The 23,516-nt window shown below is 63.9% G+C and carries 21 protein-coding genes and 1 pseudogene; 7 read left to right on the top strand and 15 right to left on the bottom strand.

Annotated elements, in window-relative coordinates:
* Positions 1 to 4: 4 nt before the first annotated feature.
* Genes ACVWYQ_RS00595 through ACVWYQ_RS00585 form a run of 3 tightly spaced genes read left to right on the top strand, consistent with a single transcriptional unit; the run spans position 5 to position 3,524 of the window.
* Positions 5 to 1,048 (top strand): branched-chain amino acid ABC transporter permease, encoded by a 1,044-nt coding sequence (locus ACVWYQ_RS00595; RefSeq protein ID WP_271540756.1) that lies wholly within the window; start codon positions 5 to 7, stop codon positions 1,046 to 1,048.
* Positions 1,045 to 2,814, top strand: coding sequence for a branched-chain amino acid ABC transporter ATP-binding protein/permease (locus tag ACVWYQ_RS00590; protein ID WP_271540757.1), 1,770 nt, complete (start codon positions 1,045 to 1,047; stop codon positions 2,812 to 2,814). The genes ACVWYQ_RS00595 and ACVWYQ_RS00590 overlap by 4 nt, the downstream gene beginning before the upstream one ends.
* A complete protein-coding gene (locus ACVWYQ_RS00585) occupies positions 2,811 to 3,524 on the top strand; it encodes an ABC transporter ATP-binding protein (RefSeq protein ID WP_109144179.1) in 714 nt (237 codons plus the stop codon). The genes ACVWYQ_RS00590 and ACVWYQ_RS00585 overlap by 4 nt, the downstream gene beginning before the upstream one ends.
* A 245-nt stretch (positions 3,525 to 3,769) precedes the next feature.
* On the opposite strand, the gene ACVWYQ_RS00580 is transcribed toward ACVWYQ_RS00585, so the two are convergent.
* The 10 genes from ACVWYQ_RS00580 to ACVWYQ_RS00535 all read right to left on the bottom strand — a co-directional run bounded on the left by ACVWYQ_RS00580 (position 3,770) and on the right by ACVWYQ_RS00535 (position 13,243).
* Complete coding sequence (locus tag ACVWYQ_RS00580) at positions 3,770 to 4,441, bottom strand: ABC transporter ATP-binding protein (protein WP_404541884.1); 672 nt, start codon at positions 4,439 to 4,441, stop codon at positions 3,770 to 3,772.
* The gene (locus ACVWYQ_RS00575) at positions 4,438 to 5,181 is read right to left on the bottom strand and encodes an ABC transporter ATP-binding protein (protein ID WP_128262344.1); all 744 of its coding nucleotides are present in this window, start codon (positions 5,179 to 5,181) and stop codon (positions 4,438 to 4,440) included. Before ACVWYQ_RS00575 ends, ACVWYQ_RS00580 begins: the two co-directional genes overlap by 4 nt.
* Complete coding sequence (locus ACVWYQ_RS00570) at positions 5,181 to 6,137, bottom strand: branched-chain amino acid ABC transporter permease (protein WP_225131369.1); 957 nt, start codon at positions 6,135 to 6,137, stop codon at positions 5,181 to 5,183. The genes ACVWYQ_RS00575 and ACVWYQ_RS00570 overlap by 1 nt, the downstream gene beginning before the upstream one ends.
* Complete coding sequence (locus ACVWYQ_RS00565; protein WP_036013410.1) at positions 6,137 to 7,036, bottom strand: branched-chain amino acid ABC transporter permease; 900 nt, start codon at positions 7,034 to 7,036, stop codon at positions 6,137 to 6,139. Before ACVWYQ_RS00565 ends, ACVWYQ_RS00570 begins: the two co-directional genes overlap by 1 nt.
* A 71-nt stretch (positions 7,037 to 7,107) precedes the next feature.
* On the bottom strand, positions 7,108 to 8,412 hold the full coding sequence (locus tag ACVWYQ_RS00560) for an ABC transporter substrate-binding protein (protein WP_157282381.1): 1,305 nt from the start codon (positions 8,410 to 8,412) through the stop codon (positions 7,108 to 7,110).
* Positions 8,413 to 8,738: 326 nt separating this feature from the next.
* Entirely contained in the window at positions 8,739 to 9,359 is a 621-nt protein-coding gene (locus tag ACVWYQ_RS00555; RefSeq protein WP_404541889.1) for a hypothetical protein, read from the bottom strand.
* A gap of 98 nt (positions 9,360 to 9,457) precedes the next feature.
* Positions 9,458 to 9,895 carry an acyl-CoA thioesterase gene (locus tag ACVWYQ_RS00550; RefSeq protein ID WP_404541891.1) on the bottom strand — a complete coding sequence of 146 codons (438 nt, stop codon included), beginning with the start codon at positions 9,893 to 9,895 and terminating at the stop codon, positions 9,458 to 9,460.
* Positions 9,895 to 10,803: a fumarylacetoacetate hydrolase family protein gene (locus tag ACVWYQ_RS00545; RefSeq protein ID WP_404541894.1), complete on the bottom strand. Its 909-nt coding sequence runs from the start codon at positions 10,801 to 10,803 to the stop codon at positions 9,895 to 9,897. The genes ACVWYQ_RS00550 and ACVWYQ_RS00545 overlap by 1 nt, the downstream gene beginning before the upstream one ends.
* Positions 10,804 to 10,848: 45 nt before the next feature.
* A complete protein-coding gene (locus ACVWYQ_RS00540) occupies positions 10,849 to 11,955 on the bottom strand; it encodes a cupin domain-containing protein (protein WP_404541897.1) in 1,107 nt (368 codons plus the stop codon).
* A gap of 271 nt (positions 11,956 to 12,226) precedes the next feature.
* Positions 12,227 to 13,243, bottom strand: coding sequence for a carbon-nitrogen hydrolase family protein (locus ACVWYQ_RS00535; RefSeq protein ID WP_271540765.1), 1,017 nt, complete (start codon positions 13,241 to 13,243; stop codon positions 12,227 to 12,229).
* A 127-nt stretch (positions 13,244 to 13,370) separates the two neighbouring features.
* Here ACVWYQ_RS00535 and ACVWYQ_RS00530 point away from each other — a divergent pair, with 127 nt between their 5' ends.
* The 4 genes from ACVWYQ_RS00530 (at position 13,371) to ACVWYQ_RS00515 (ending at position 18,225) form a co-directional block, all read left to right on the top strand.
* Entirely contained in the window at positions 13,371 to 15,530 is a 2,160-nt protein-coding gene (locus ACVWYQ_RS00530; RefSeq protein ID WP_404541900.1) for a thiamine pyrophosphate-dependent enzyme, read from the top strand.
* Entirely contained in the window at positions 15,527 to 17,092 is a 1,566-nt protein-coding gene (locus ACVWYQ_RS00525) for an indolepyruvate oxidoreductase subunit beta family protein (protein ID WP_404541902.1), read from the top strand. The genes ACVWYQ_RS00530 and ACVWYQ_RS00525 overlap by 4 nt, the downstream gene beginning before the upstream one ends.
* Before the next feature lie 156 nt (positions 17,093 to 17,248).
* Positions 17,249 to 17,743, top strand: coding sequence for a MarR family winged helix-turn-helix transcriptional regulator (locus ACVWYQ_RS00520; RefSeq protein WP_404652274.1), 495 nt, complete (start codon positions 17,249 to 17,251; stop codon positions 17,741 to 17,743).
* Positions 17,743 to 18,225, top strand: coding sequence for a MarR family winged helix-turn-helix transcriptional regulator (locus ACVWYQ_RS00515; protein WP_036013385.1), 483 nt, complete (start codon positions 17,743 to 17,745; stop codon positions 18,223 to 18,225). Before ACVWYQ_RS00520 ends, ACVWYQ_RS00515 begins: the two co-directional genes overlap by 1 nt.
* 10 nt (positions 18,226 to 18,235) lie before the next feature.
* On the opposite strand, the gene ACVWYQ_RS00510 is transcribed toward ACVWYQ_RS00515, so the two are convergent.
* The 5 genes and pseudogenes from ACVWYQ_RS00510 to ACVWYQ_RS00490 form a co-directional block, all read right to left on the bottom strand.
* Entirely contained in the window at positions 18,236 to 18,964 is a 729-nt protein-coding gene (locus ACVWYQ_RS00510) for an SDR family NAD(P)-dependent oxidoreductase (protein ID WP_271540769.1), read from the bottom strand.
* A gap of 32 nt (positions 18,965 to 18,996) precedes the next feature.
* A pseudogene (locus tag ACVWYQ_RS00505) lies at positions 18,997 to 20,656 on the bottom strand (ATP-dependent acyl-CoA ligase).
* Positions 20,622 to 21,098 carry an aromatic-ring-hydroxylating dioxygenase subunit beta gene (locus ACVWYQ_RS00500; protein WP_404541907.1) on the bottom strand — a complete coding sequence of 159 codons (477 nt, stop codon included), beginning with the start codon at positions 21,096 to 21,098 and terminating at the stop codon, positions 20,622 to 20,624. The pseudogene ACVWYQ_RS00505 and the gene ACVWYQ_RS00500 overlap by 35 nt, the downstream one beginning before the upstream one ends.
* Positions 21,095 to 22,435 carry a Rieske 2Fe-2S domain-containing protein gene (locus ACVWYQ_RS00495; RefSeq protein WP_404541908.1) on the bottom strand — a complete coding sequence of 447 codons (1,341 nt, stop codon included), beginning with the start codon at positions 22,433 to 22,435 and terminating at the stop codon, positions 21,095 to 21,097. The genes ACVWYQ_RS00500 and ACVWYQ_RS00495 overlap by 4 nt, the downstream gene beginning before the upstream one ends.
* A gap of 17 nt (positions 22,436 to 22,452) precedes the next feature.
* Complete coding sequence (locus ACVWYQ_RS00490) at positions 22,453 to 23,403, bottom strand: PDR/VanB family oxidoreductase (protein ID WP_404541912.1); 951 nt, start codon at positions 23,401 to 23,403, stop codon at positions 22,453 to 22,455.
* Positions 23,404 to 23,516 lie beyond the last annotated feature (113 nt).

The raw sequence follows: 23,516 nt of genomic DNA, 5'->3' as shown, positions 1-23,516 counted from the left end.
CTCAATGACGAGCGACATCGCAGCCATTCTTGCGATCGACGGGATCGCCACCGGCGCAGTCTACGCGCTGGTGGCGATCGGGACCGTCCTCATCTTCACCGTGACACGGGTCATCTTCATTCCCTTTGGCGACATCGCGGCCTTCACGGCGCTGACGCTGGCGGCGCTCGACGCTAAGCGCTTTCCGGGCACGGGCGCGCTGGTCCTCATCCTTGCGTGCCTCGCAACCCTGATCGAAATCGTCTCGCTGCTGCGCAATGGCGAGCGTCAGCTGCTTCCGCGCGCTCTCTTCTTCTATCTCGCATTGCCGCTGGCCGTTGTTGGTCTCGCCTGGCTGACCATGCGCGCCGATCCGCCGCTCGCCATCAGGCTCGTGCTGGCCTTGATGCTGATCACCCCCATCTCCCCGCTGCTGGACCGGATCGTCTTCCGTCCCATTGCGGACGGAACGGTGCTGCTGCTCCTGACCGTCTCCGTCGCCCTGCACTTCGCGCTGGTCGGCCTTGGGCTGCTCTTCTTCGGTCCCGAGGGTGTCAGGACCGAGCCGCTGACGTCATTGTCGACCGAGCTTGCGGGCGTGCTGATCTCGGGCCAGACCATGCTGATCGTGATCGCAGCCCTCGTCTTCTCTGGCCTGCTCTATCTCTTCTTCGACTTCACGCTGGTCGGTAAATCGCTCCGCGCCACGGCCGTGAACCGGACCGGCTCCCGCCTGATGGGCATACGTCCCGCCCGCGCCGGCACCATCGCCTATCTCCTGGGCTCGCTGATGGCCGGCGTCTCCGGAATCCTGATCGCGCCCGTCAACACCATATTCTACGATTCCGGCTTCCTGCTCGGCCTCAAGGCCTTCGTCGGCGCCATCGTCGGCGGCATGACCAGCTATCCCGGCGCGGCCATCGGCGCGGTCGGCGTCGGTATCCTCGAAAGCTTCGCATCCTTCGAGAGCAGCGCGCTGAAGGATGTCATCGTGTTCTCGCTTCTGATCCCCATCCTGATCTGGCGATCCCTCGCCTCGCTGCATTCCGAGGAGGAGATCGAGGAATGACGCGCCTTCACGTTCAGCTCGCGGCGGTGGCGGCGGTAGCGTGCCTCGCGCTCGCGCCATTCGTCCTCAACCCCTTCAGCATCACGCTGATGAACTATATCGGCATCTATTCGCTGGTCGCGATCGGCCTTGCCCTGCTCACTGGCGTCGGCGGCATCGTGTCCTTCGGACAGGCCGCCTTCGTCGGCGTCGCGGCCTATGCCACGGCCTGGGTCTCTGCTCTGAATGGATATTCGCCGTGGCTCGGCCTCGTGTTCGGGGTGGCGCTGACCTGCGGTGTCGCGACCGTCCTCGGCGTCGTCACCTTGCGGCTCCAGGGCCATTTCCTGTCGCTCTCGACCGTCGCCTGGGGGCTCGCCATCGGCTTCCTGTTCGGCAATGTCGAGGGACTCGGGCGCTTCAACGGCATCTCGTCGATCCCGCCGATCAGTATCGGATCATTCGCGCTCGTCTCGAGCGCCCAGATCTATTTCCTGATCTGGGGCATCGTCGTCGTGGTGCTTTTCCTCGGCTACAATCTCCTGGACTCCCGGGTCGGCCGTGCCATGCGCGCGCTGCGCGGCGGCAATATCCTGGTCGAAAGCCTCGGCATCAACGCGTTCCGGATCAAGCTCGTGACGTTCGTGATCGCGGCCTTCCTCGCCTCGCTCTCCGGCTGGCTCTACGCCCATATGAGCCGCTTCATCAGCCCGGGCCCGTTCGAGGCCGGCATGGGCATCGAATATCTGATGATGTCGATGGTCGGCGGCGCCGGCAGCTTGCTCGGCGGCGTCGTGGGCGCCGCTATCGTCACCCTACTCAAGAACAGCGTGCAGGACTATCTGCCGCTGATCGCCAAGGGCGCGTCCGGCCAGCTCGAGATCGTCGCCTTCTCCGCGCTGTTCATCCTGTTCCTGCAATGGGCGCGGCAGGGCATCGTGCCGTTCGTCGCGCGCTACTTGCCGAAGATCAAGCGCGAACGGCCGCCAGCCGCCCCGCCACTGCCCCGCCGTCCCCAGCCGAAACCGGGCGAACTGCTTCTGAAGGTCGACGGCGCCGAACGGCGGTTCGGCGGTCTCGTCGCCGTCAACAATGTCAGCTTCGAAGTCCGCTCCGGCGAGATCCTCGCCGTCATCGGCCCAAACGGCGCCGGCAAGAGCACGATGTTCAACTGCCTGACGGGCGCACTCAGGGTCAACAAGGGCGAGATCGTCTTTGCCGGACGCGCCATCACGCGCGATCCACAATCCCGCATCGCGAGGGACGGAATCGCCAGGACCTTCCAGCATGTGAAGCTGCGGCCGCGCATGAGCCTGCTCGAGAACGTCATGCTCGGCACCTACGCGCGCACCAGCACGGGCCTGTTCGCCGGCGCCCTCCGCCTCAACCAGCGCGAGGAAGCCAGCACCCGGCACGAGGCCTTGAAGCAGCTCGAGCGCGTCGGGCTCGGCGACAAGCCGTTCGAGCTCGCGGGCAATCTGCCGCTCGGCAACCAGCGCATCCTGGAGATCGCGCGCGCGCTCGCCGCAGACCCGGCGCTGCTGGTGCTGGACGAGCCCGCCGCGGGCCTGCGTCGCCAGGAGAAGCTCAGGCTTGCGGAGCTGCTCCGCTCGCTGCGGTCGGATCATCTGACCATCCTGATCGTCGAACATGACATGGAGTTCGTGATGTCGCTGGTCGACCGCATCGTCGTGCTCGACTTCGGCTCCAAGCTCTGCGAGGGCGCGCCTGCCGCGATCCGGAGCGACGAACGGGTTCAAGAGGCCTATCTCGGAGGCGTCGCGTGAGCGAGATGTTTTCCATGACGGATGTGACCGTCTGCTACGACAATGTCGAAGCGGTCCGCAACGTCTCGCTGTCGGTCGAGGAAGGCCAGATCGTCACCGTGATCGGCCCGAACGGCGCCGGCAAGACCACGCTGCTGATGGCCGCTATCGGATTGCTCGCCTCCCGCGGCCGCCTCGTCTTTCAGGGCAACGACATCGGCAGGATGTCCGTCGAGGACCGCGTCGAGCGTCGGCTGTGCCTCGTGCCGGAGAAGCGCGAGCTGTTCTCCGACATGTCGGTCGCCGACAATCTCCTGCTCGGCTCCTACAGCCTGCGCGACCGCTCGGGCGTCCAGAAGACGCTGGACGAGGTCTATGATCGCTTTCCGCGCCTGAAGGAGCGGCAGCGCCAGGCCGCCGGCACCCTCTCCGGCGGCGAGCGCCAGATGCTGGCGCTCGGGCGCGCGCTGATGGCCAAGCCGAAGCTGCTCATGCTCGACGAGCCGAGCCTCGGCCTCGCACCGCTGATCGTGCGCGAGATCTTCCGCACCATCGCCTCGCTGCGCGATCTCGGCGTCTCGATCCTGCTGGTCGAGCAGAACGCCCGCGCCGCGCTGGAGACGGCCGACTACGGCTATGTGCTCGAGACCGGCGAGATCGTGCAGTCCGGCCCCGCCAAGGATCTCATCCACGATCCCCGGCTGATCACGGCCTATCTCGGCGGACACTAGCGCCGGCCCTGGATCAGGCCCGCTCGCTGAAAACAGAAACGTCGAAAACAACCCCATGCACAGTAGCCGGTGACAGCGATTTCAATGACTTGGCGGCGAGCCTTGCGGATTTTACGAAAACAGGTTGTTCCGTCGGGCAAAACAGGGGCATAATGCCATCATCGCCCCAATTCCAGTTGGTGCGAGTTGAGCAGCTCGTGGAGCTTGGCTTGACCGTCTGTTTCGCGCGCCGAACCGGGCGAGCGCTACGCAAGGAACCGGCTTTCGATTTCGCCGCGCTCGATCGTCAGCGTCACGTCGGCGAAAGTCTCGAGCAGCTTTGGGTTCGACTCGGTGATCAGCAGGGTAATGTCCCGGTCCTGCGAACGAAGCCGACGCAGCGCTTCGGCGTACCTCTGCGCCAGCACAGGGGCGAGTCCCTGGAACGGCTCGTCCAGAATGACGAGGCGGGTGCCTAGCATCAGGGCGCGCCCGAGGGCGACCATCTTGCCTTGGCCGCCCGAGACGGAGCCCGCCGGGCGACTCGCAAGTTCCTTGAGTTCCGGCAGGACGGAGTAGGTTCGCTCCAGCCGCCGGCGCGCCTCGTCCGCGCCAAGTTTAGCGACGCGACCGGGCAGAAGAATGTTTTCTTCCACCGTAAAGGCCGAGAAGAGACGACGGTCCTCGGGGGCGTAGCCGATGCCTAAGAAGGGCCGGCGATGCGGAGGAACATGCCCCAGGTCCTGACCGCCCAGGCGCACGATGCCGCTCGCCTTCGTGAAGCCCATGATGGTCCGTACCGTCGTGGTCTTGCCGGCGCCGTTTCGCCCGATGAGCGCGGCGGTCGCGCCCGGCGGCAGCGAGAAGCTGACGCTGCGCAGCACCGGCGCATCGGCGATCGCGACGTTGACGTTCTCGAAGTCCAGCATCGCCGTCATATGCCGATCACCTGTTCGCGGACCTTGGGATCGGCCAGAACCTCCGCGGGCGTGCCGACCTTTTGGATCTTCCCGACGTTCCACACCGCGACTCGGTGGGCATAGCGCTCCACCATGTCCATGTCGTGCTCGACGAAGACCGAGGTCACCTTCTCCTTGGCGAGCGCGGACGTCAGGATGTCCATGATCTCCAGCTTTTCGGCGGAGGCGACGCCCGAGGTGGGCTCGTCCATCAGCAGCAGTCTGGGCTTTAGCGCCAGCGCCAGAGCGATGTCGACCAGCTTGCGTTGTCCCTCGGGGAGCTCCCTCGCCTTGCGAGACGCGTACGACTTGACGCCGACGAGATCCAGAAGGCGTTCCATTTCAGGCAGCTCAGGCAGGGCGGAAAGGGCCGTGAAGCCGGAAGGGCTTCCCAGCCGCGAGGCCGCGGCGATCAGCATGTTCTCCATCACAGTCTGATCAAGAAAGAGCTGCGGTATCTGAAAGGCCCGCGCGATGCCGAGCTTGGTGATCGTGCGCGGGAGCTGCGCGGTGATTTCCTGGCCAAGGAAGGTGATGGTTCCGGCCTGCGGCCGCAGATAACCCGTCGAGATGTTGAGGAAGGTGGTCTTTCCGGCGCCATTCGGTCCGATGATCGCGAGGTTCTCGCCTTGGAGCACATCCAGATCGATACCGTCGGCGGCGACGACACCACCGAACCGGATCTTGATGCCCTTCGCGGAAAGGAGGACGTTGGCCATCAATGTCCTCCCTGCTTCGCCTGGCCGTAGCGCTGCCTGAGACCGATCAGTCCGTTAGGCGCATAGAGAATGATGACGATCAAGACCGCGCCGAGGATCAGCTGCCAGGTGTCGGCCAGGTGGGCCGCCGCATAGAAGCGCACGCACTCGAACATCGCCGCGCCGGCGAACGCTCCGAAGGCGTGGGCGCTGCCGCCGAGGATCGCGATGAAGACGAACTCGCCCGACTTCGTCCAGAACCCGAACTCGGGCGTGGCGATCTGCTGGATGATCGCCACCAGCGTGCCGCCGATGCCGCCGAGAAAAGCCGAGATTACGTAACCTATCAGAAGCACGCGCCGTGCGGACGTCCCGAGATACTCGAGCCGGGTCTCGTTCGATTTGACGGCACGCAGCATGTGTCCGAGCGGGCTATCGAGATAGCGTTGCACGCCGTAGAAGGCGACGACCGCGATCAAGAGGCTCACGTAAAGAATGACGTACTGGAAGGTTTCGGGCGTAAACGACAGCCCCAACAGGGCCGGACGAGGGACCCGGATGCCGTCGGCGCCGTTGGTGTAATGAAACATCTTCTCCAGCAGCGACCACAGCACCATCGAAAACGCCAGATTCAGCATTCCAAAAAAGATCTCCCGGTAGCGCACGACGAAGAGCCCGACGATGAGGCCGAAGACGGCGGAGGTTATGCCGCCCAGCGCGATGAAGAGCACGATGTCGCCGCCACCGACGTACTTGCCCCAGAACGCCGCGGTATATGCCCCGGTAGCGAAGAACATTGCATGTCCGAACGACACCTGTCCCGCCTGCAGCAGAAGAATGATACCGAGAACGACGATGCCCTTCGCTAGGATCAACGCGAACAAGGTTGCCCAGCTCGCTACAAAAAGGGGCGCGACGGCGCTGGCCAGAAAGAAGATAGTCGCGATCGTGGTGACCGGCTTGATGCGACCGCTCATCATATTTTCCTTACCTGCACGGCGCCGAACAGGCCGAACGGACGCACCAGAAGCACCAGCACCATCAGCAGATAGGGAACGAGAACTTCGAATTCCGGCTGGAGATAGATCACGAAGGCACGGGTCAGGCCGATCATCAGCGCGGTGAGCGCGGTGCCCTCGATCTGGCCGAGACCAGCGGTCGCAGCGACGGCAAAGGAAAGCACGATCATATCGGCGCCCATACCGGGGACCAGCGAGGTGGTCGGCGAGGCCAGCGCTCCTCCCAACGCGGCCAGACTCGCTCCGATGACGAAAGTGACGAAATATACGCGTTTTGCGTCAATCCCAATGGCCGTCGAAGCTTCGCGGTCCTCCGTGACCGCAAGGATCACCGCTCCCGACAGGGTCCTGCGCAGGAAGTAGCGGAGCCCGAACAGCGTCGCCAATGCGACGCCGGGCAGCAGAATGACCTGGTATGACGTGTAGCTGACGCCGAACACGGCGATGTTGGGAAGTAGTCTCAACGGCTCCGCGGCGAAGATGGGCTGCACGCCCCAGATCAGACGCTGCAGGTTGTCCATGATCATGAAGGCGGCGAAAGTGATCAGAAGCTGGAGGACGTCCTCCTGTCCAGAGAGCGGTCGCAGCAGAAACCGTTCGATGAAACCGCCGCACACGACGCCGATCACGATGGAGGCGGCCAGCAGCGCGGGATAGGTGAGCCAAGGCGAGATCGGCGCGATTGCAAGGCTGAACGTCGCAGCCAGGTAGGCGCCGAACGCGTACAGCGAACCGTGCGCGACGTTGACCACGCGCAGCACGCCGAAAATCAGGCTGAGCCCGACAGAGACCAAGAACACCAGTGCGGCGTAGCTGATCCCATCGAGGATCGCCAAGATAGCAAGTGTCGAGTTCATGATGGCCTTCGAAAAAGGTCCGTCCTCCGGGACGCGGCTCGGAGGACGGGGATCAAAAGTCGAGCGTGCCGTTACTGAGCTTTGAAGGTCGGCACGTCCATCTTGACGAAGTCCGGCTTGAGCGTCTTGAGCCACTCAACCGACCGTACGCCCGCCGGGTTGGTGATCATCTTCGGATCGAAGATCATCATGTTGTCGAGCAGCTTGAAGTCGTACCCCGGAACGGACTTGGTGACGCCGACCAGCTGAGCTTCGAGACCCTGGTTGTCCTCGGGCCGCAGCGTAATCGGACGGCCGAAGCCGGTGGCGAACTCAATACCCGCCGTCGCGTCGACGACCTGTTCGCGCGTGGGCCAGTTGCCGCCGTTGGACTTGATCGCCTTGTCGTAGGCGGTCTGCAGAGCCTTGAATGCCTGCGCCATGTGATAGACCGGATAGATCGGCCATGCACCGGTCTTCGCCTTGAAGGCTTCATTAAACGCCTTGAAGGCCGCGTCGTTCTTCTTCTCGGGATGCAGGAACCAGTGGTCTCCGCGCGCGCCGACGATCAGGCCTTCGGGCAAGTCCTTGCCCAACCGCTGGATCGATGATTCGCCGATCCCGAGCACGAAGGTCGACTGCTGCAACAGGCCGCGTTGACCGGCCTGGCGGACCAGCGTGTCGAGATCTCCGCCCCAAGACGTGGTCAGAACCACATCCGGCCGCAGCGCCAACAGACGGGAGACTTCAGTGGAGTAGTCCGGTGCGCCGAACTTCGGGAAGAGCTCCGCGACGACTTGCACGTCCGGCTTCATCGCCTTAAGCGCGGTCGAAAAGATCTCCCAGCTCTCCCGACCCCATGCATAATCCTGATTGACCACCGCGATCGTCTTAAAATCGGGCTTGGTCTTGAGCAGGTAAAGGAGCACGGCCAGCATTTCCGGCGTGCCGTTCGCCTGAGTCCGGAAATTGTACCGGTACTTCTTGGTTTCGAGGATGGAGGCCGCACCGCAGTCCCACATGAAATTCATGACTTTGAGGTCTTCGGCGACGGGCACCAACTGGGTGCAGCTGCCCGACGAGATCGAAGCAAACGTGGCATCGACCTTTTCGTCCTGCACAACGCGTCGGTAGTTCGAGACGAGCGCTTCGCCTCCCGCGCCTTCGTCGATGAAGGAGAGCTTGACCGGCACGCCGCCGATGCCGCCCTTCTTGTTGAGGTCCTCCGCGATCATCTCCGCCGCGGCCTTCGCCGGCACACCAAAGACTGACGCGGGGCCCGACAGGAACGTCGTGATGCCGATTTTGAGCTCCGACGGCTTGTTCTGCGCAAGCGAGGTGCCCGTAAAGGCCGCAACTACAAGCCCGGCCGCAACCGCAGCCTTGAGAAACTGCATTGAAAATCCTCCCTGTTTTATTGTTGCGCCCGGTTTCAGCCGCCGTGCGCTTCTTCTTGCAACAACGCTACTATAATTGTCGCGTGTTGCCAGCCCTCTTATGCCATTCGCGAGCGAACCCGGTTCGATGCCCTCGCCCATATTGTCGGCTGCGCATCGATTGGAACGGCCCCAAATGGTCGATGCCTCCAATTCCAGCGCGCGAAAAAACAAACACCGACCGCGCTATGCGCTTTGGGCCCATCGCGACATACTGCGCCGCCGCACGAACTCGGTCGCTATAGGAGCAAAGCAGACGTTGCTTTTGACCGCATCACGCCGCCGGGTTATGGGTACACGGCCGAGGACCTCGCCGCCACCACCCTGGTCAGCATCGGAAAATGCTTGTTGCCGCCTGCGAATGGCGGGAATTTCACGAAGTCGGCACGCATGTGCTTGATCACGTCGGAGCCGAGTGCGTGCGCGAGGGCTTGCGGGCTGTCGAACACCAGCTTGTTGCGTTGCATGTGCTCGACGCGCCGCGACGGTAGCCGGTCGACCCAGTCGATGCGGGTGTAGATCTCGATTTGGCGAACGTTCGGGAAGGTCCGCATGATCGACGGGTGGTGCTCCAGATAATGCAGGTTCCAGGCGTTCATATCCTCGGCCGGGCCGGGATAGTGCACGAGGTAACTGCACGGGGTCGTCGTTCCCGCCGGATGCTCTGCGACATCGACCGGAAACGGGCGCGTCAGCATCACCTGGTGTGCGACATGGAGTCCGGCGAGGCCGGATAGCCCGGCCCCTGTCGCGAGGCTGGCGAGGACGCCGCCGCGGTCCATTGCCGCCTCGCAGGCAAACAGGTCGGGAAACCGGAGTTGCAGCGCAAAGGCGGGGCCGGCGCCGTCGGCCTTGTAAGGATGGTCGACCGACTGTTCGAGCGGCGCGAACAGCAGGGCCTCGGTCATGCCTGGGATCGATCCGACGCGCTCCGCCACAGAGGTAACCTCATCGGGACGAACTCGCCGTTCGCCCGTGGAATCGGAGAATGTCATGAACAGCGAGATCACGCGGGCGTTGCCTCGGTCCCCTCGCCCACACTCACATGCGCCATCAGTGCGAGGCGAATGTCATCGGGCCATGGGATCGCATGATGATCGATCAGCGAGGTCGCAGCAAGGATCTGGCGCGCGCGCCAGCGCGGGCCATTCGCGCCGGAAATGACATGCTCGAGATGGAGAGATGACCCACCGACCCTGATGATGCGCAGGTTGAATGTCAGGAGATCGCCGAACATCGACGGCCGGGAGAAATCGCAATCAAGGTGCACCGTGGGCGTTCCGATCTTCCGGACTGTGATCAGCTCCGGCCATGGAAAGCCGATCCGCGCCCAGAAATCTTCGACGACGCCATTGAGAATGTTCAGATAGGACGGGAAGTACGCGATCCCCGAGGGATCGCAGTCTCCGAACCTGAGCACGCGATCGAACGAAAAACTCGTCATCAGATCGCAACAACGGGGTGGCGGATGACGCCGACGCCGTCGACGCCGGCCTCGACCACGTCGCCCGGCCAAAGCCATTCCTGCGGGCTCATGCCGGCGCCGACGCCTTCAGGCGTACCCGTGGCGATGATGTCGCCCGGCTCGAGCGTCATGCCCGACGAAATGTCCGCTATCAGCACCGGAATGTCGAAGATCATGTATTTGGTGTTGGAGTCCTGCTTCATGACCCCGTTCTTGGTCAGCCACAGCCGCAGATCGTGTGGATCAGGAATTTCGTCCGCGGTCACGATGCACGGGCCGAACGGCGCATAAGTGTCCATGCCCTTGGAGAAAATCCACTGTCCGGCGCGGCGATTGTCGCGCGCGGAAATGTCGATCATCACCGAATAACCGAAGACGTGGTCCATCGCCCTGTCGGTCGTGATGCGCGTTGCGGTCTTGCCGATGATGACGGCGAGCTCGACTTCCCAGTCGAGCTGCTGCGTCATCTTCGCATTGTGCTGGATCGCCGCGCCCGGGCCGATCACGGAGGTCGGCGGCTTGGAGAAGACGACCGGCTGCTTCGGCAGGTCCTTGTCCGTATCCAGGCTCTTGGCGGATTCCGCCACATGCGCCCGGTAGTTCAGCCCGATGCCGAAGATGTTTTTCCGCGGCCGCGGGATCGGCGCCTGCAGCTTGACATCCTCGACCGCGACCGCCGAGCCGGCCGGGAAGCGGCCGTTGGCGTCCGCCAGTGCATCCCTGAGCGCTGGCAGCAGGGTCACGCTGTTGTCGATGAACGACAGCATGTCACCCGGCCATGTCACGCCGCTGGACGCACCAAGGTGCTCGACATCGACGACCAGTCCATTGACCAGGGCTCCAAGACGGGCACCGCTGGAGCCCAAGGTGTAGGTGACGAGACGCATGAAAGCTTCTATCCGGCTGTTCTGGTTGAATTCTGCAAGGGCATGTCAGGCCGCAACCGACTGGTAACCGCCATTGTCGCCATAGGCCTCTTCCCGATAGAGCCCGAGGCCTTCGATGACGGGCAGGTCGTTGAAGCAGAACAGGCAGGCATCCTCGCTCGCTGAGGCATTGCCGTGCTCGTGCCAGGCCCAGGACGGAACGCAGAAGATGTCGCGCTCCTCCCATTCGAGCCGCTTGCCGCCGATGATCGAATAGCCGCGCCCCTTGGCGACCTGGTAGATGAAGCTGCCGGTGTGCCGATGCGACTTGGTCTTCTCGCCGGGGCGCAGCAGCTGCATGCTGGCACCGATCGTCTGCATCACGTGCCCGCCGGTGACCGGGTTGACGTAGTTCATGAGGATGCCGTCATAGGGCGAGCCATCGGTCGCGACCGCATATTTCTGCAAGGACTCATAGGTCGGCTCCCACTCATATTTGAACATCGGCGAATAACCCTTCGACCAGCGCGAGTCCGCCGGCCGCAGACCGGGATTGCCCCAGGTCCGGGTCATGTCGTCCACGGGATAGCCGGACGGCTCCTGCTGGATGTTCGGATGCACGACGAAGAAATTGGCTTCCAGCGCGTTGACGAGAGGGATGTCCAAGCCGTCCTGCCAGATGCAGACCGAGCCGTTGCCTTCGACGCCATGCTCGTGCCAGGTGCCGTTCGGCGTCAGCACGAAATCCCGCGCGCCCAGCGTCATCTTGTGACCGTCGACGATGGTATAGGCGCCCGCGCCCTCCATGATGAAGCGTAGCGCCGAGGCAGAGTGGGCATGGGCCGTGGCGACCTCGCCGGGATGCATCACCTGCAATCCGGAATAGAGCCAGCCGACCGCGGCCGACACGTCGCGCCGCCCGGGATTGTTGAGATAGATCACCCGCCGGCCGGCTTTCTCGGGCGAGACCAGCTCGACCGAGCGCAGCACGTGCTCGCGCAGATCCTTGTAGCGCCAGAGCACGGGAACCGAGGCCGATTGCGGCGCCCACGGCTCGATCTTGTTGGCGACCGTCCAGAGCGCTCCGGCTTCGTACCTTTCGAGATCCTTGTAATAGGCCTCGAGCTCGGGGGTGTCCTCGACATTGGCCCGGCCGATCACGTTCTCGCGCATCCTATCCTCCAAGTCCTGTGTCGTGGCGTCGCCTAGCGCATGATGAATCTGGGTCGAGTTGATCGGGCCGCGGGAGTGCTTCGCCTCTCCCGCTTGCGGGAGAGGCCGACGCGCTCGCAGAGCGCGGCGGGTGAGGGCTCTCGCCGCGCAGGGGCATCCTCCGCAATGCTCGACAACCCCGACGCGGAGACACCCTCTCCCCAACCCTCCCCCGCAAGCGGGGGAGGGAGCGCACCTTCTTTGCGGTTGGCAGCCGGGCCCAATCTCATCATCATTCCGATCTCAGCGGGATCGGCACAAAACCCTGCTCCGCGGCATCGCCCTCGCTGTCCGCGAGGCCCAGCGGCGTCAGGGGACGCCGGTTGACCCGCAGATCGAAAATGTCGAACCGGTTATAGTGCCCGACGATGTCGTGCATCTGCTTCGGCTGGATACAGCGCTCGAGGTCGATGTCGGCATAGACGATGCCTTCATCGTCGATCAGGGGATCGCCGACCACGCGCCCGTCCGGGCCGATGATGCCGGAGAATGCGCTCGACTTCCGTTGCAGACGTGCGCGTGCGTCGGGAACGACGGTCTCCATCGCCGCGATGATCTCCTCCGACACGGTCGAGCAGGAAACGATCGTGAAGATCTTACCCTCGAAGGAGTGGGCAATCGCGCGCAATTTGATCGCCTCCGCCATGTCATAGTCGGGGGGCGCGACCGGAAGCGAGATGTAGCTGGCGACGTGCACGAGCTCGCCCTGCCCGAGCAGCGCAAAGCGAGCCAGCGTGTTGGTGTTCTCGCCGCAGGCCAGGCCTCCGAGACGCCCGATCTCGGTATCATAGACGCGCAGGCTCGATCCGTCACCGCCGGTCCAGGTCAGCTTCTCTGCCCAGGTCGGCACCAGCTTGCGATGCTTGCCGAGTAAGGCGCCGTCAGGCCCGATGAATACCAGCGTATTGTAGATCGCGCCGAGCGAGACCGGGCTGCGCTCGTTCACGCCGAGCACGACGTGGCATCCCGTATCGCGCGCGGCCTTGCGGACGACGTCGACCTCCGGCCCCGGCACCAGCACCGACGCCTTGGCGAGCTTCTCAAACCATGCACTGCCGGTAACGGGATCGGTGATCCAGTTCCAATAGGGATAGCCGGGAACGAACACTTCGGGGAACGCGACGAGCTTCGCCCCATTGGCTGCGGCCTCACGGACCAGTGAAGCCGCCTTCTCCGCGGTCGCGCTCGCGTTGAGATAGACTGGTGAAGCCTGGACGGCGGCGGCTTTAAAGCGAGGCAGCTTCAGCATCAGCCCTACCCTGTCGCTGGCTCATCACCGCCTTGTCGGAGGGAGCATCCGCAAGCGTGATAGCATGGCGCGGCGTTGACTTACTTCACATGTAAACGTATGCTATCGCATATTTCTGGAGGGTGCAATGGCTGAACGGTCTTTTGCTCGCGAGGTCGAGGATCTCAGGCTCGGCGATGGCGACACGTTCCGCGGCGAAGGCATCCTCGCCATCACCAAGGCGCTGCTGCAATCGGGCGTCGCCTATGTCGGCGGCTACCAGGGCTCGCCGATCTCGCATCTGATGGACGTGCTGGCCGACGCCAAGGATGTGCTCGACGATCTCGGCGTCGTATTCCAGAGCTCGGCCAATGAAGCCGCCGCCGCGGCGATGCTGTCCGCATCGGTGATGTATCCCTTGCGCGGCGCGGTTGCGTGGAAGTCGACCGTCGGTACCAACGTCGCCTCCGACGCTCTTGCCAACCTCGCCTCGGGCGGTGTCACCGGCGGCACCATGATCATCGTCGGCGAGGACTATGGCGAAGGCTCCTCCATCATGCAGGAGCGTACCCACGCCTTCGCGATGAAGTCGCAGATGTGGCTGCTCGATCCCCGCCCCGAGCATGAATGCATCGTCAATCTGATCGAGAAGGGCTTCGAGCTCTCCGAGGTCTCCAACACGCCGGTCATGCTGGAGGTGCGCGTGCGCGCCTGCCACATGCACGGCAGCTTCGCCTGCAAGGACAATGTCAGGCCGGCGCACACCATCAGGGACGCGCTCAACAATCCCAAGCGTGACGTCAACCGCATCGTGCTGCCCCCGGCGGCCTATGAGCACGAGCAGGAGAAGATCAAGACGCGGATGCCCGCGGCTGTCGGATTCATTCGGGACAACAAGCTGAATGAATGGATGGGGCCGAAGCGGGGCAAGGTCGGCATCATCATGCAGGGCGGCATGTACAACAACGTGATCCGCGCGCTGCAATATCTCGGGCTGTCGGATGCCTATGGCAACACCCAGATTCCGCTCTACATCATGAACGTCACCTACCCCGTGATCGACACTGAGGTTGCGGAATTTTGCCTCGACAAGGACGCCGTGCTCATCGTCGAGGAAGGCCAGCCGGAATATCTGGAGCAGGCGATCAATACGGTCTTGCGCCGCAAAGACATCCAGGCGCGCGTTCACGGCAAGGACGTGCTGCCGATGGGCGGCGACTACACCGCGCAGGTGCTGCTCGGCGGCGTCAGGGAATTCCTGGAGAAGACCGAGCCGCGGCTGCTCGGCAACCGGCCGCCGGCGCCGGACGCAGCGCCCGTGCTCAATCACCCCGCGGTCGAGAAGCTCAAGCAGGTGGTGCCGGCGCGCCCGCCCGGGCTTTGCACCGGCTGTCCGGAACGGCCGATCTTCGCCGCCATGAAGCTGGTCGAGGAAGAGCTCGGCCAGCACCACGTCTCCGCGGACATCGGCTGCCATCTGTTCTCGATCCTGCCGCCGTTCAACATCGGCGCGACCACGATGGGCTTCGGCCTCGGCCCGGCCTCGACCTCGGCCTTCAACGTCAAGGCGGACAAGCGCTCGATCGCGGTGATGGGCGACGGCGGCTTCTGGCACAATGGACTGACCAGCGGCATCGGCAATGCCGTGTTCAACAAGCATGACGGCGTGTTCGTCATCGTCGACAATTACTACACCTCGGCGACGGGCGGTCAGGACATCCTGTCGTCACGCGCGGTCAACAAGCGCCGCAAGACCAACAATTCCATCGTGCAGGCGGTGAAGGGCATCGGCGGCCAGTGGGTGCGCCAGCTCGACCGCACCTACGACGTCGGTAAGATGCGTGACACGCTGAAGGAAGCGCTGACGACGAAAGAGGAAGGCCCGAAGGTCATCGTCGCCTCCTCCGAATGCATGCTGAACAAGCAGCGGCGCGTGAAGCCGCAGATCAACAAGGCGATCAAAGACGGGACGCGCATCGTCAAGGAGCGCTTTGGCGTCGACGAAGACGTCTGCACCGGCGACCATGCCTGCATCCGCCTCTCCGGCTGCCCGTCACTGTCGGTGAAGCAGCTCGACGACCCCCTGCGCGACGATCCGGTCGCGGCGATCGACAATTCCTGCGTCGGTTGCGGCAATTGCGGCGAAGTCGCCGAGGCCGCCGTGCTCTGCCCCTCGTTCTATCGAGCCGACGTCATCCATAATCCGACTCGCTGGGACATGTTCAAATCCAAGCTCGCCATGAGCGTGATCGGCTGGCTGCAGCGTCGGCGCGACCGCCGGCGGCCGGCGCTCGAGGCACTGGCATGAGGGACGAGACGGTCCGGCTGGCCCTCCCCGCCGCAGGCGAAGCGACCGAGCGGCCGATCTCGATCGCGATTGTCGCGATGGGCGGTCAGGGCGGCGGCGTCCTGACCGACTGGATCGTTCAGCTCGCCGAGAACCATGGCTGGGTCGCGCAGTCCACCTCGGTGCCCGGCGTCGCCCAGCGCACCGGCGCCACCATCTACTATATCGAGGCGATGCCGCCGCTCGACGGCCGCAAGCCGATCCTGTCGCTGATGCCGACCCCGGGCGACGTCGACGTGGTGATGGCGGCCGAATTCATGGAGGCCGGGCGATCGATCCTGCGTGGCCTCGTGACGCCGGATCGCACCACGCTGATCGCGTCCAACCACCGGTCGTTCGCGATCGGCGAGAAGATCGCCCCAGGCAACGGCATCGCCGACGGCGGCGCCGTGACCGGCGCCATCGGCATTGCGGCGAAGACCGAGATCATCTTCGATCTGAACGCGCTGGCGATCGCGCATGGCAGCGTCATCTCGGCCGCGATGTTCGGCGCGCTCGCAGGCGCAGGCGTGCTGCCGTTCAGCCGCGACAGCTATCTCGACGTCATCCGCACCGGCGGCAAAGGCGCGAAGGCCAGCGTCGAGACTTTCGAGGCCGCCTTCGAGCGGGTCAAGACCGGCCCGACCGAAGTTGCGGTGCCCGCGCCAACCAAACCGGCCGACGATACCCCCTCTTTGGCGACGCCCGATCCGCAGCTCGGTGAGCTTGTCGCAAGATTGAATCAGGAGTTGTCCGAGCCTGCACTCGGCATGGCTCGTGCAGGCTTGCGGAAGGTCATCGACTTCCAGGACATCGCCTATGGCGGCGAATATCTCGACATCCTCAAGAGGTTGCACGCAGCCGACCGAAACGCCGGCGGTGGCGCACATGCCTATGCCTTCACGGAAACCGCGGCAAAGTACCTCGCCAACGCCATGACCTATGACGACGTCATCCGCGTCGCCGACCTCAAGACGCGCGCCGGCCGCCGCGCGCGCATCGAGAGCGAGCTCGAGATGTCGAACGGACAGGTGCTCCAGACCACCGAGTTCATGCATCCCCGCATGGAGGAAGTGATGGGCATGCTGCCGGCAGGCTTCGGCCGCTGGCTCGGCGCGCGGCCGCGCCTGCTCGGCTGGCTCGATCGCCGCGTCAACCGGGGACGCCGGGTGCGAACCTACTCGCTGCCCTGGTTCCTGGCCCTCTATGTCGTCGGCGGGATGCGCGGCCTGCGCCGCCGCTCGCTGCGTCACGCCGTCGAGACGGCGCATCGGGATTCATGGCTCAAGGCCGCGACCGAGGCTGTCGGCACCAATTACCAGCTCGGTGTCGAGATCCTGCAATGCCGACGCCTCGTCAAAGGCTATTCAGACACTCACAGCCGGGGGCTGTCGAAATTCGACAGGACGCTCGCGGCGATCAAGCTGGTGGAGCGCCGCGAGGATGCCGCCGACTGGGCGCGCCGCCTGCGGGAGGCCGCGCTGAAGGACAGCGCAGGAACGGCGCTCGACGGCGTGATCCAGACCATCAAGACTTTCGCATGATTCCACGGGCGCCGGACACAGGCTTGGATTGCCGTTCGCCCCGCAGGAGGTCAGGATCGGACGGCTTGACTACGATTCTCAGGTTGTTAATCGGAGCGAACGACCCGCGGTAATTCCCTTCACTCGACGAGACATTCTGTACTCGATGGTCATGCGATGCCGGCAGCACTCAAGGAGAACATTGTTCCCGTCCCTGGGCAGATCGAAACCCGGCTCTGGCTCCAATTGCTGTCGCTGCACGGTGAGCTGTTCGCCTCGCTCAATTCGATGCTGAATTCGGAGTTCGGCCTGTCGCTGGCAAAATTCGACGTGCTGGCCCAGCTCGATCGTTACCAGGATGGCCTGGCGCTCGGGCAATTGTCGCAAAATCTGAAGGTGACCGGCGGCAATGTCTCGGGGCTGGTACAACGTCTTCTCGCCGACGACCTCATCAGCAGGGAGATGTCGAGCGAGGACCGGCGGTCCTTCATCGTGCGCCTGACGCCGAAAGGCGAAGCGCTGTTCCGGAAGGCGGCCGAAATCCACAAGAAGCATCTCGCCAAACGGCTCGAGAACGTCTCGGCCCGGGAGCTGGACGCCGCGTTGTCCGTGCTGAAATCGCTGTCCTCGAAACTTCACACCGAGAGCAAGAAGCAAAGTCGCAAGAGATAATGGCCAGAGAATCCAAGAGCAGATGGAAGTCGGGTCCGCCGAGGACGAGGGACCAGCTGCAAACCTACATTCCGTATCTGTTCAACCGGCTCGCCAATCGCTGGAACCTGGATCAGAACCGCGATTTGAGCGAGCACGGCATCAACAACGTCGTGTTCCGGACGCTGTCGGTGCTGTTCATCTACAAGACCCTTACCGTCAACGAGGTCGCCGTTCTCGCGGTGACCGAGCAGTCGACGGCGAGCCGCATGGTCGAGTCCATGGTGTCGTCGGGCCTCGTCAAGCGCGAGATCGCCGAGGAGGACCAGCGCCGCCGCGTCGTCGGCCTGACGCCGGAGGGCGAAGCGCTGCTGCGCAAGATCTGGCCGATCATGGCGAACAATTACGACAAGCTGGTCGCGGGCATCGAGCCCGACGACATCGAGGTCTGCGCACGGGTGCTGGCCAAGATGGTCGAGAATATCCGCCAGAACCAGATCTAGAGCGCGCGCGTCAAGGCCCGAGGCCGACGAGGCTGGTGCCGCCGCAGACATAGAGCACCTGGCCGGTGACGAAATCGGAGTGCTCGTCGAGGAAGAACGAGATTGCGTGTGCGACATCCTCGCGCGAGCCGAGCCGCCCGACCGGAACGTTGCGCGCCATCCGCTCCTGCTGCTCGGAGCCCTTCGGGATGATGCCCCAGAAATTATCGGTCAGGATCGGCCCCGGCGCGACGACATTCACGGTGATGCCGCTCGCGGCAAGCTCCAGCGCCCAGGTCCTTGCCATGCCGTGCACGCCGGCCTTGGTGGCCGAATAGGCCGAGCGCGTCACTGCCCCCATCGCGGCGCGCGAAGAGACGAACACGATGCGCCCGAAGCGGCGCGCACGCATCCCTTCCAGCGCCGCCTGGGTCAGGAGCATCGGCGCGCCCAGATGCAACTGCGCGAGCATCAATATGTCTTCCGGCTTGGCGTCGGGCAGCAGGTTCGGCAGGATGACCCCGGCATTGTGGACCAGGCTGTCGACGGCGTGATCGCGGCAGATCTCCTGCGCGATCGCACGCGTCTGTTCGATATCGGTGAGGTCGGCGCGATAGGCCGCGAGCAGATCATGGGTCCAGCCGGGCTGCTCCAGCCCGATCGAGACCACGCGCTGCCCGCGCGCGACGAGCTTCTTCGCCAGGGCCTCGCCGATCCCCGAATTGCCGCCGGTGATGAGGGTGGTGCGGATCTCGCTCATGATCAGACCCTTCTTTGATCAGACCTTCTTGATCAGACTTGCCGCTTCTTGAGGTCGCGCAGGTCGAAGAACGCGCCTTCGCGCATCAGCTTCCCGACAAAATCCTTCAACCCGCCGCGCTGGATCTTCTCGGTCGCGGTCAACGGCAGGCTGTCGGCGAAGCAGATCCAGCCCGGCGCCTTGTAATAGGCCATCTGCTCAAGGCTCCAGCGCACGATCTCTTCGGCGAGCGCGCGGTCCGCGCCGGCCTTCTCAGCGATGATGACCGCCGCAACCTCGTCGCCGCGCACCTGATCCGGCGTCGCCGCAACCGCGGCCTGCCGGATCGCGGGATGGCGGTTGAGAACGGATTCGACCTCGACCGCGGCGATGTTCTCGCCGGAGCGACGGATCACGTTTTTCTTGCGATCGACGAAGTGCAGGTCGCCGTCCGCATCGCGCGACACGATATCGCCAGTGTGCAGCCAGCCGCCGGCCCACGCCTCGATGGTGGCAGCCTCGTTCTTGAGATATTCGCGGAAGAAGCCGTAGCGCGGATCAGCGCCGGCGCGCCGCACCAACAGCTCGCCGGGCACATCGAGCGGGGCATCATTGCCGCCGTCATCGACGATCCGAACCTCGATCTCGGGGGCCGGGCGACCAAAACAGCTGGTGCCGATCTTGCGCGGCTCGACATTGGCGGCGATGACGCCGCCGCTGCCGGTCTCGGTCATCGCCCAGGCCTCCAGCAGCGGGAAGCCGAAGCGCTGCTCGAACGTGGCATGCAGCAGCTTGTCGACGCCGGCGCCGAAGCCGAAGCGCACGCTGTGCGCGCGGTCCAGCTCCGATGGCGGCGCACTCATCAGCATCGAGGGCATCACGCCGAGATAATGCAGGCAGGTGGCACGGCTGTCGCGCACCGAGGCCCACCAGCTGCGCGGGTGGAAGCGATCGAGCATGGTCAGGCAGCCGCCGACCGACAGCATCGCCATCAGAGACACCGCCATCGCGTTCATGTGGAACAGCGGCAGCGGCGTGATCATACGCTCGCCGTCTGGCTTGAGGTCGATCAGCCCGCCGACGTCGCGATACCAGTTTCCGCAATGCAGGAAATAGGTGTTGGTGAGGACGCAGCCCTTGGGCTGGCCCGTCGTCCCCGACGTATAGAGCAGCGCGCATTCGCTTCCCTCGCTTGCCGAGGTCGAGGGCCCGCGCACCGCCGAAGGGCGCGGGAACGTCGTCCTGATCGTCCACGACAGGGATCGGCCGGCCGGCCTGACGCGCGGCCAGCGCCACCTCCTCGCGCCGTTCGGTGAGGACGAACGCGGCATTCATCTCGGAATGCCCGATGATGTATTCGAGCTCGCTGAGACGGAGGTCCGGATTGATCGGCACCACCGAGACGCCGAGCGCATTGAGCGCGAACCACAGCTCGATGAAGACGGGCCTGTTCTGGAGCAGCAGCCCGACCCGGTGGCCTTCGCCGTAGCCGCGGCTCGCAAACGCTACGCGACGGCGCTCGACCCGGTCGAGCATCGCGCGGTAGGAAATCTCGCCCGCCGCAATGCCGTAGATGCCTGCGGTCTCCGGCAGCACGTTGAGGAAGCCCGCCTCGCCACGGCGGAGCGCGGTCTCTTGAAAACGGGCATGGACAGTGGTCGCCGCGGTCAAGGCAGTCTCACATGAAAAGCTGGATGTTGCCGAACGGCGCATCGAAATTGACGAGATCGACCCGCTTGAGCTTGATCTTCAGGGCATCGCCGACCTGCACGAGCTCGTGCGAGGCCCATCCCGAATAGCGTTCCAGCATATCGCCGCGCGTCTCGGTGTAGATGTAGGAAGTCCGTGCCTTGAACAATCCGGCAGCAGGATCGCAGGCGACGATCCGCGGTGCCTGGAGCAGATGATGGCAACGGCTCTTCGGCTTCTGGCTGAAGGTGCGCTCGCCGGCGAGCCGCTCGACCCGCACCTTCAGGAGCAAAAGATCCTCATACATCAGTGACGGCTGCAGCACCGGATCCTGCTGCTGCCATTCCAGCGGCATCCAGTAACGCCCTTCGGGGTGAAACAGATCGAGCCAGGCCTGCCACTCCATCGTGTCGAGCAGCTCGGCCTCGCGATAGATGAAGTCCGTGATGGTCTTCTCGCCGATCATTCCGCAGCCTCGATGCGCTCGCCCATGCCCATGGTGATGAATTTCGCCCAGGCGTGAAACTGGTTCCGCATCTGCCGCTCGGACGTGCCGTTGATCACCGCCGTGACGTTCTGCTCTTCGTGGCCGTCGTAGAGCCGCCGCAGATTGACCCATTGATTGCCGTTGGACTTCAGTCCTTCCTGCGCCCGCTCATACATCTCGAGGTCGTCGTGGCCGACGATCGAGGTCGGCGCGTTGATGAAGCGGTTGTACATCAACGCGCGCTCGTAAAGCTTGTCGGGGGCGCCGACCAGGCGATAGACCCAGCTCTCGACCAGCGTCTTGTCGACCGCGATCGGGATGAAATTCCGCAGGATCTGGACAGCGCCCTTCACCATGATGTTCGGGAAGTAGACGGTGTTGTGCCTGACCTCGCCAAGGATCTCATGCGCGCGCTGCTCGCCATAGGCCGCGACCATCTGGTCGAGATAGCCCGGGATATCAGAGTAGTTCGAATGGATGGAGTTGGCGACGCCGGTGTGGCCGTGGCCGTTCGGCCAGATCCGGATGCCGCTCTGCTCGTAGAACTCGTACGGGCTCATGAAGGGGCCGTAGAGCTGCACCGCCATCGGCGTTTCCGTGGAATCGCCCTGCTCGCGCTTCCAGACCTTGACCGCGGTGCCGGCCGAGCTCTCATGCGCCACCATCGGATGGCAAGTGTCGGTCTGGTTCTCGACCAGCATCTTCCAATTGCACGTGTGCATGTAGCGGATCGGCGTCGCCTGGACCGCGAGCTTGCCCTCCGGCGAGCGGTCGATCATGTTGTCAATGGTCGAAAGACTTTCGCCGAAATAATCCTCAAAGGAGACGCCGTCATCGCTCAAGCGAGCGAAGATGAAATCGCGGTAAATGACGACGTTCCTGACCTTCGACAACCCTTCATTGGCCTGGGTGTCGCCGAAGCCGGTGCCCTCGTAGCCCTTCTTCAGCGGGATCGCGAGCAGGGAGCCGTCAGTCTTGAAAGACCAGGCGTGATAAGGGCAGCGGAAGAACTTTCCGGTGTTGCCGCAGGGTTCGGACGCGATCTTCACGCCTTTGTGCGGGCAGCGATTGTAGAACACATGGATGGAGCCGTCGGTATGGCGGCTGGCCATGACCGGCTGTCGGCCGATATTGGCCGTGATGAAATCGCCGGGTTTTGCAAGTTGACTCGCGTGGCCGACATAGACCCAGCTGTTGGGAAACAGGTGCTCCATCTCGAGCTCGAAGATCTCGGGGGCGACATAGACGTCGCGATGCACCTCGGCCTCGCGCACCAGCGCCGCAATCGCGCGGGCATTCCCGCCGTATCTTTTCATGGCGTTCCTCGCCTCCCCTAGAGATCCAGCACCAGACGTTCCGACTTCGCACGTGACACGCAGATCTGCATGACCTTGTTGGACGCTCTCTCCTCGTCGCTGAGGATGACGTCGCGATGATCGGGGACTCCCGCGATCACGCCGCACTGGCAGATGCCGCAATCGCCGCGCCGGCAATCGTAGAGCACGTCGAAGCCGGCCGCCTCCAGTGCCTCGATGATGGTCTGCCCCGCCGCAACGCCGACGACCTGCCCGGTCGACTTGATCTCGACCTCGAACGGCCGGTCAGGCGACGACGGCTGCTCGGATTTGAAGAGCTCGTAGTGAACGCGGTCGGCTGACACACCCGCGGCGGCCGCAGCCGCCTTCACCGCCTCGATCATGCCCGAAGGGCCACAGACATAGACGTGGGCGTTTGCTGCGGCACCGCCGAGCGCCGCGGCAATGTCGAGGCGGGATTCATCGCTGTCGTAGTGGACAGACAGCCCTCCGGCGCAGATCTCCTGCAATTGCGGCAGGAACGCCAGCAATCCTTGCGTGCGCCCCGCATAGTGCAGGCGATATGAGCTTCCCCGCGCCGCCAGCTCCGCCGCCATCGACAGAACGGGCGTGATGCCGATGCCACCGGCGAACAGCAGCGCCGGCGCTGCTCCCTCGTGCAGGCGAAAATTGTTGACCGGCGCGCTCGCCTTCACGACGTCGCCGACCTTGAGCGCGTGCATGAACTGCGAGCCGCCGCTCGAGGCCTCCTCGCGCAGGACACCAAGCGCCAGCGCATCTTCAGGAAGTCCCGGCAACGCCATCAGCGAGTACGGCCGGTCTCCGCCATTCGGGAGCGCGACGCGGAGATGCGCGCCTGCCTGCCATTGCGGCACGACGCCGTCCTCCACACCAAACACAAGGCTCCGTATGAACGGCGTCTCCGCGACATACGACCTGACCTTGAGCTTGAGCGGATGCACGTCCATTCAGGCATCTCACGGATTATATGAATTTGCATATTTTTAGACATGTAATAATTCGCTTGTCAATCGTCAGCGTGGGCAGGGACGAAAGCCGGCGATAATGCCGATCCGGCAAT

It is taken from the genome of Bradyrhizobium sp. USDA 3397 (genome assembly GCF_054060965.1).
This window is presented reverse-complemented; position numbering and strand designations above follow the sequence as displayed.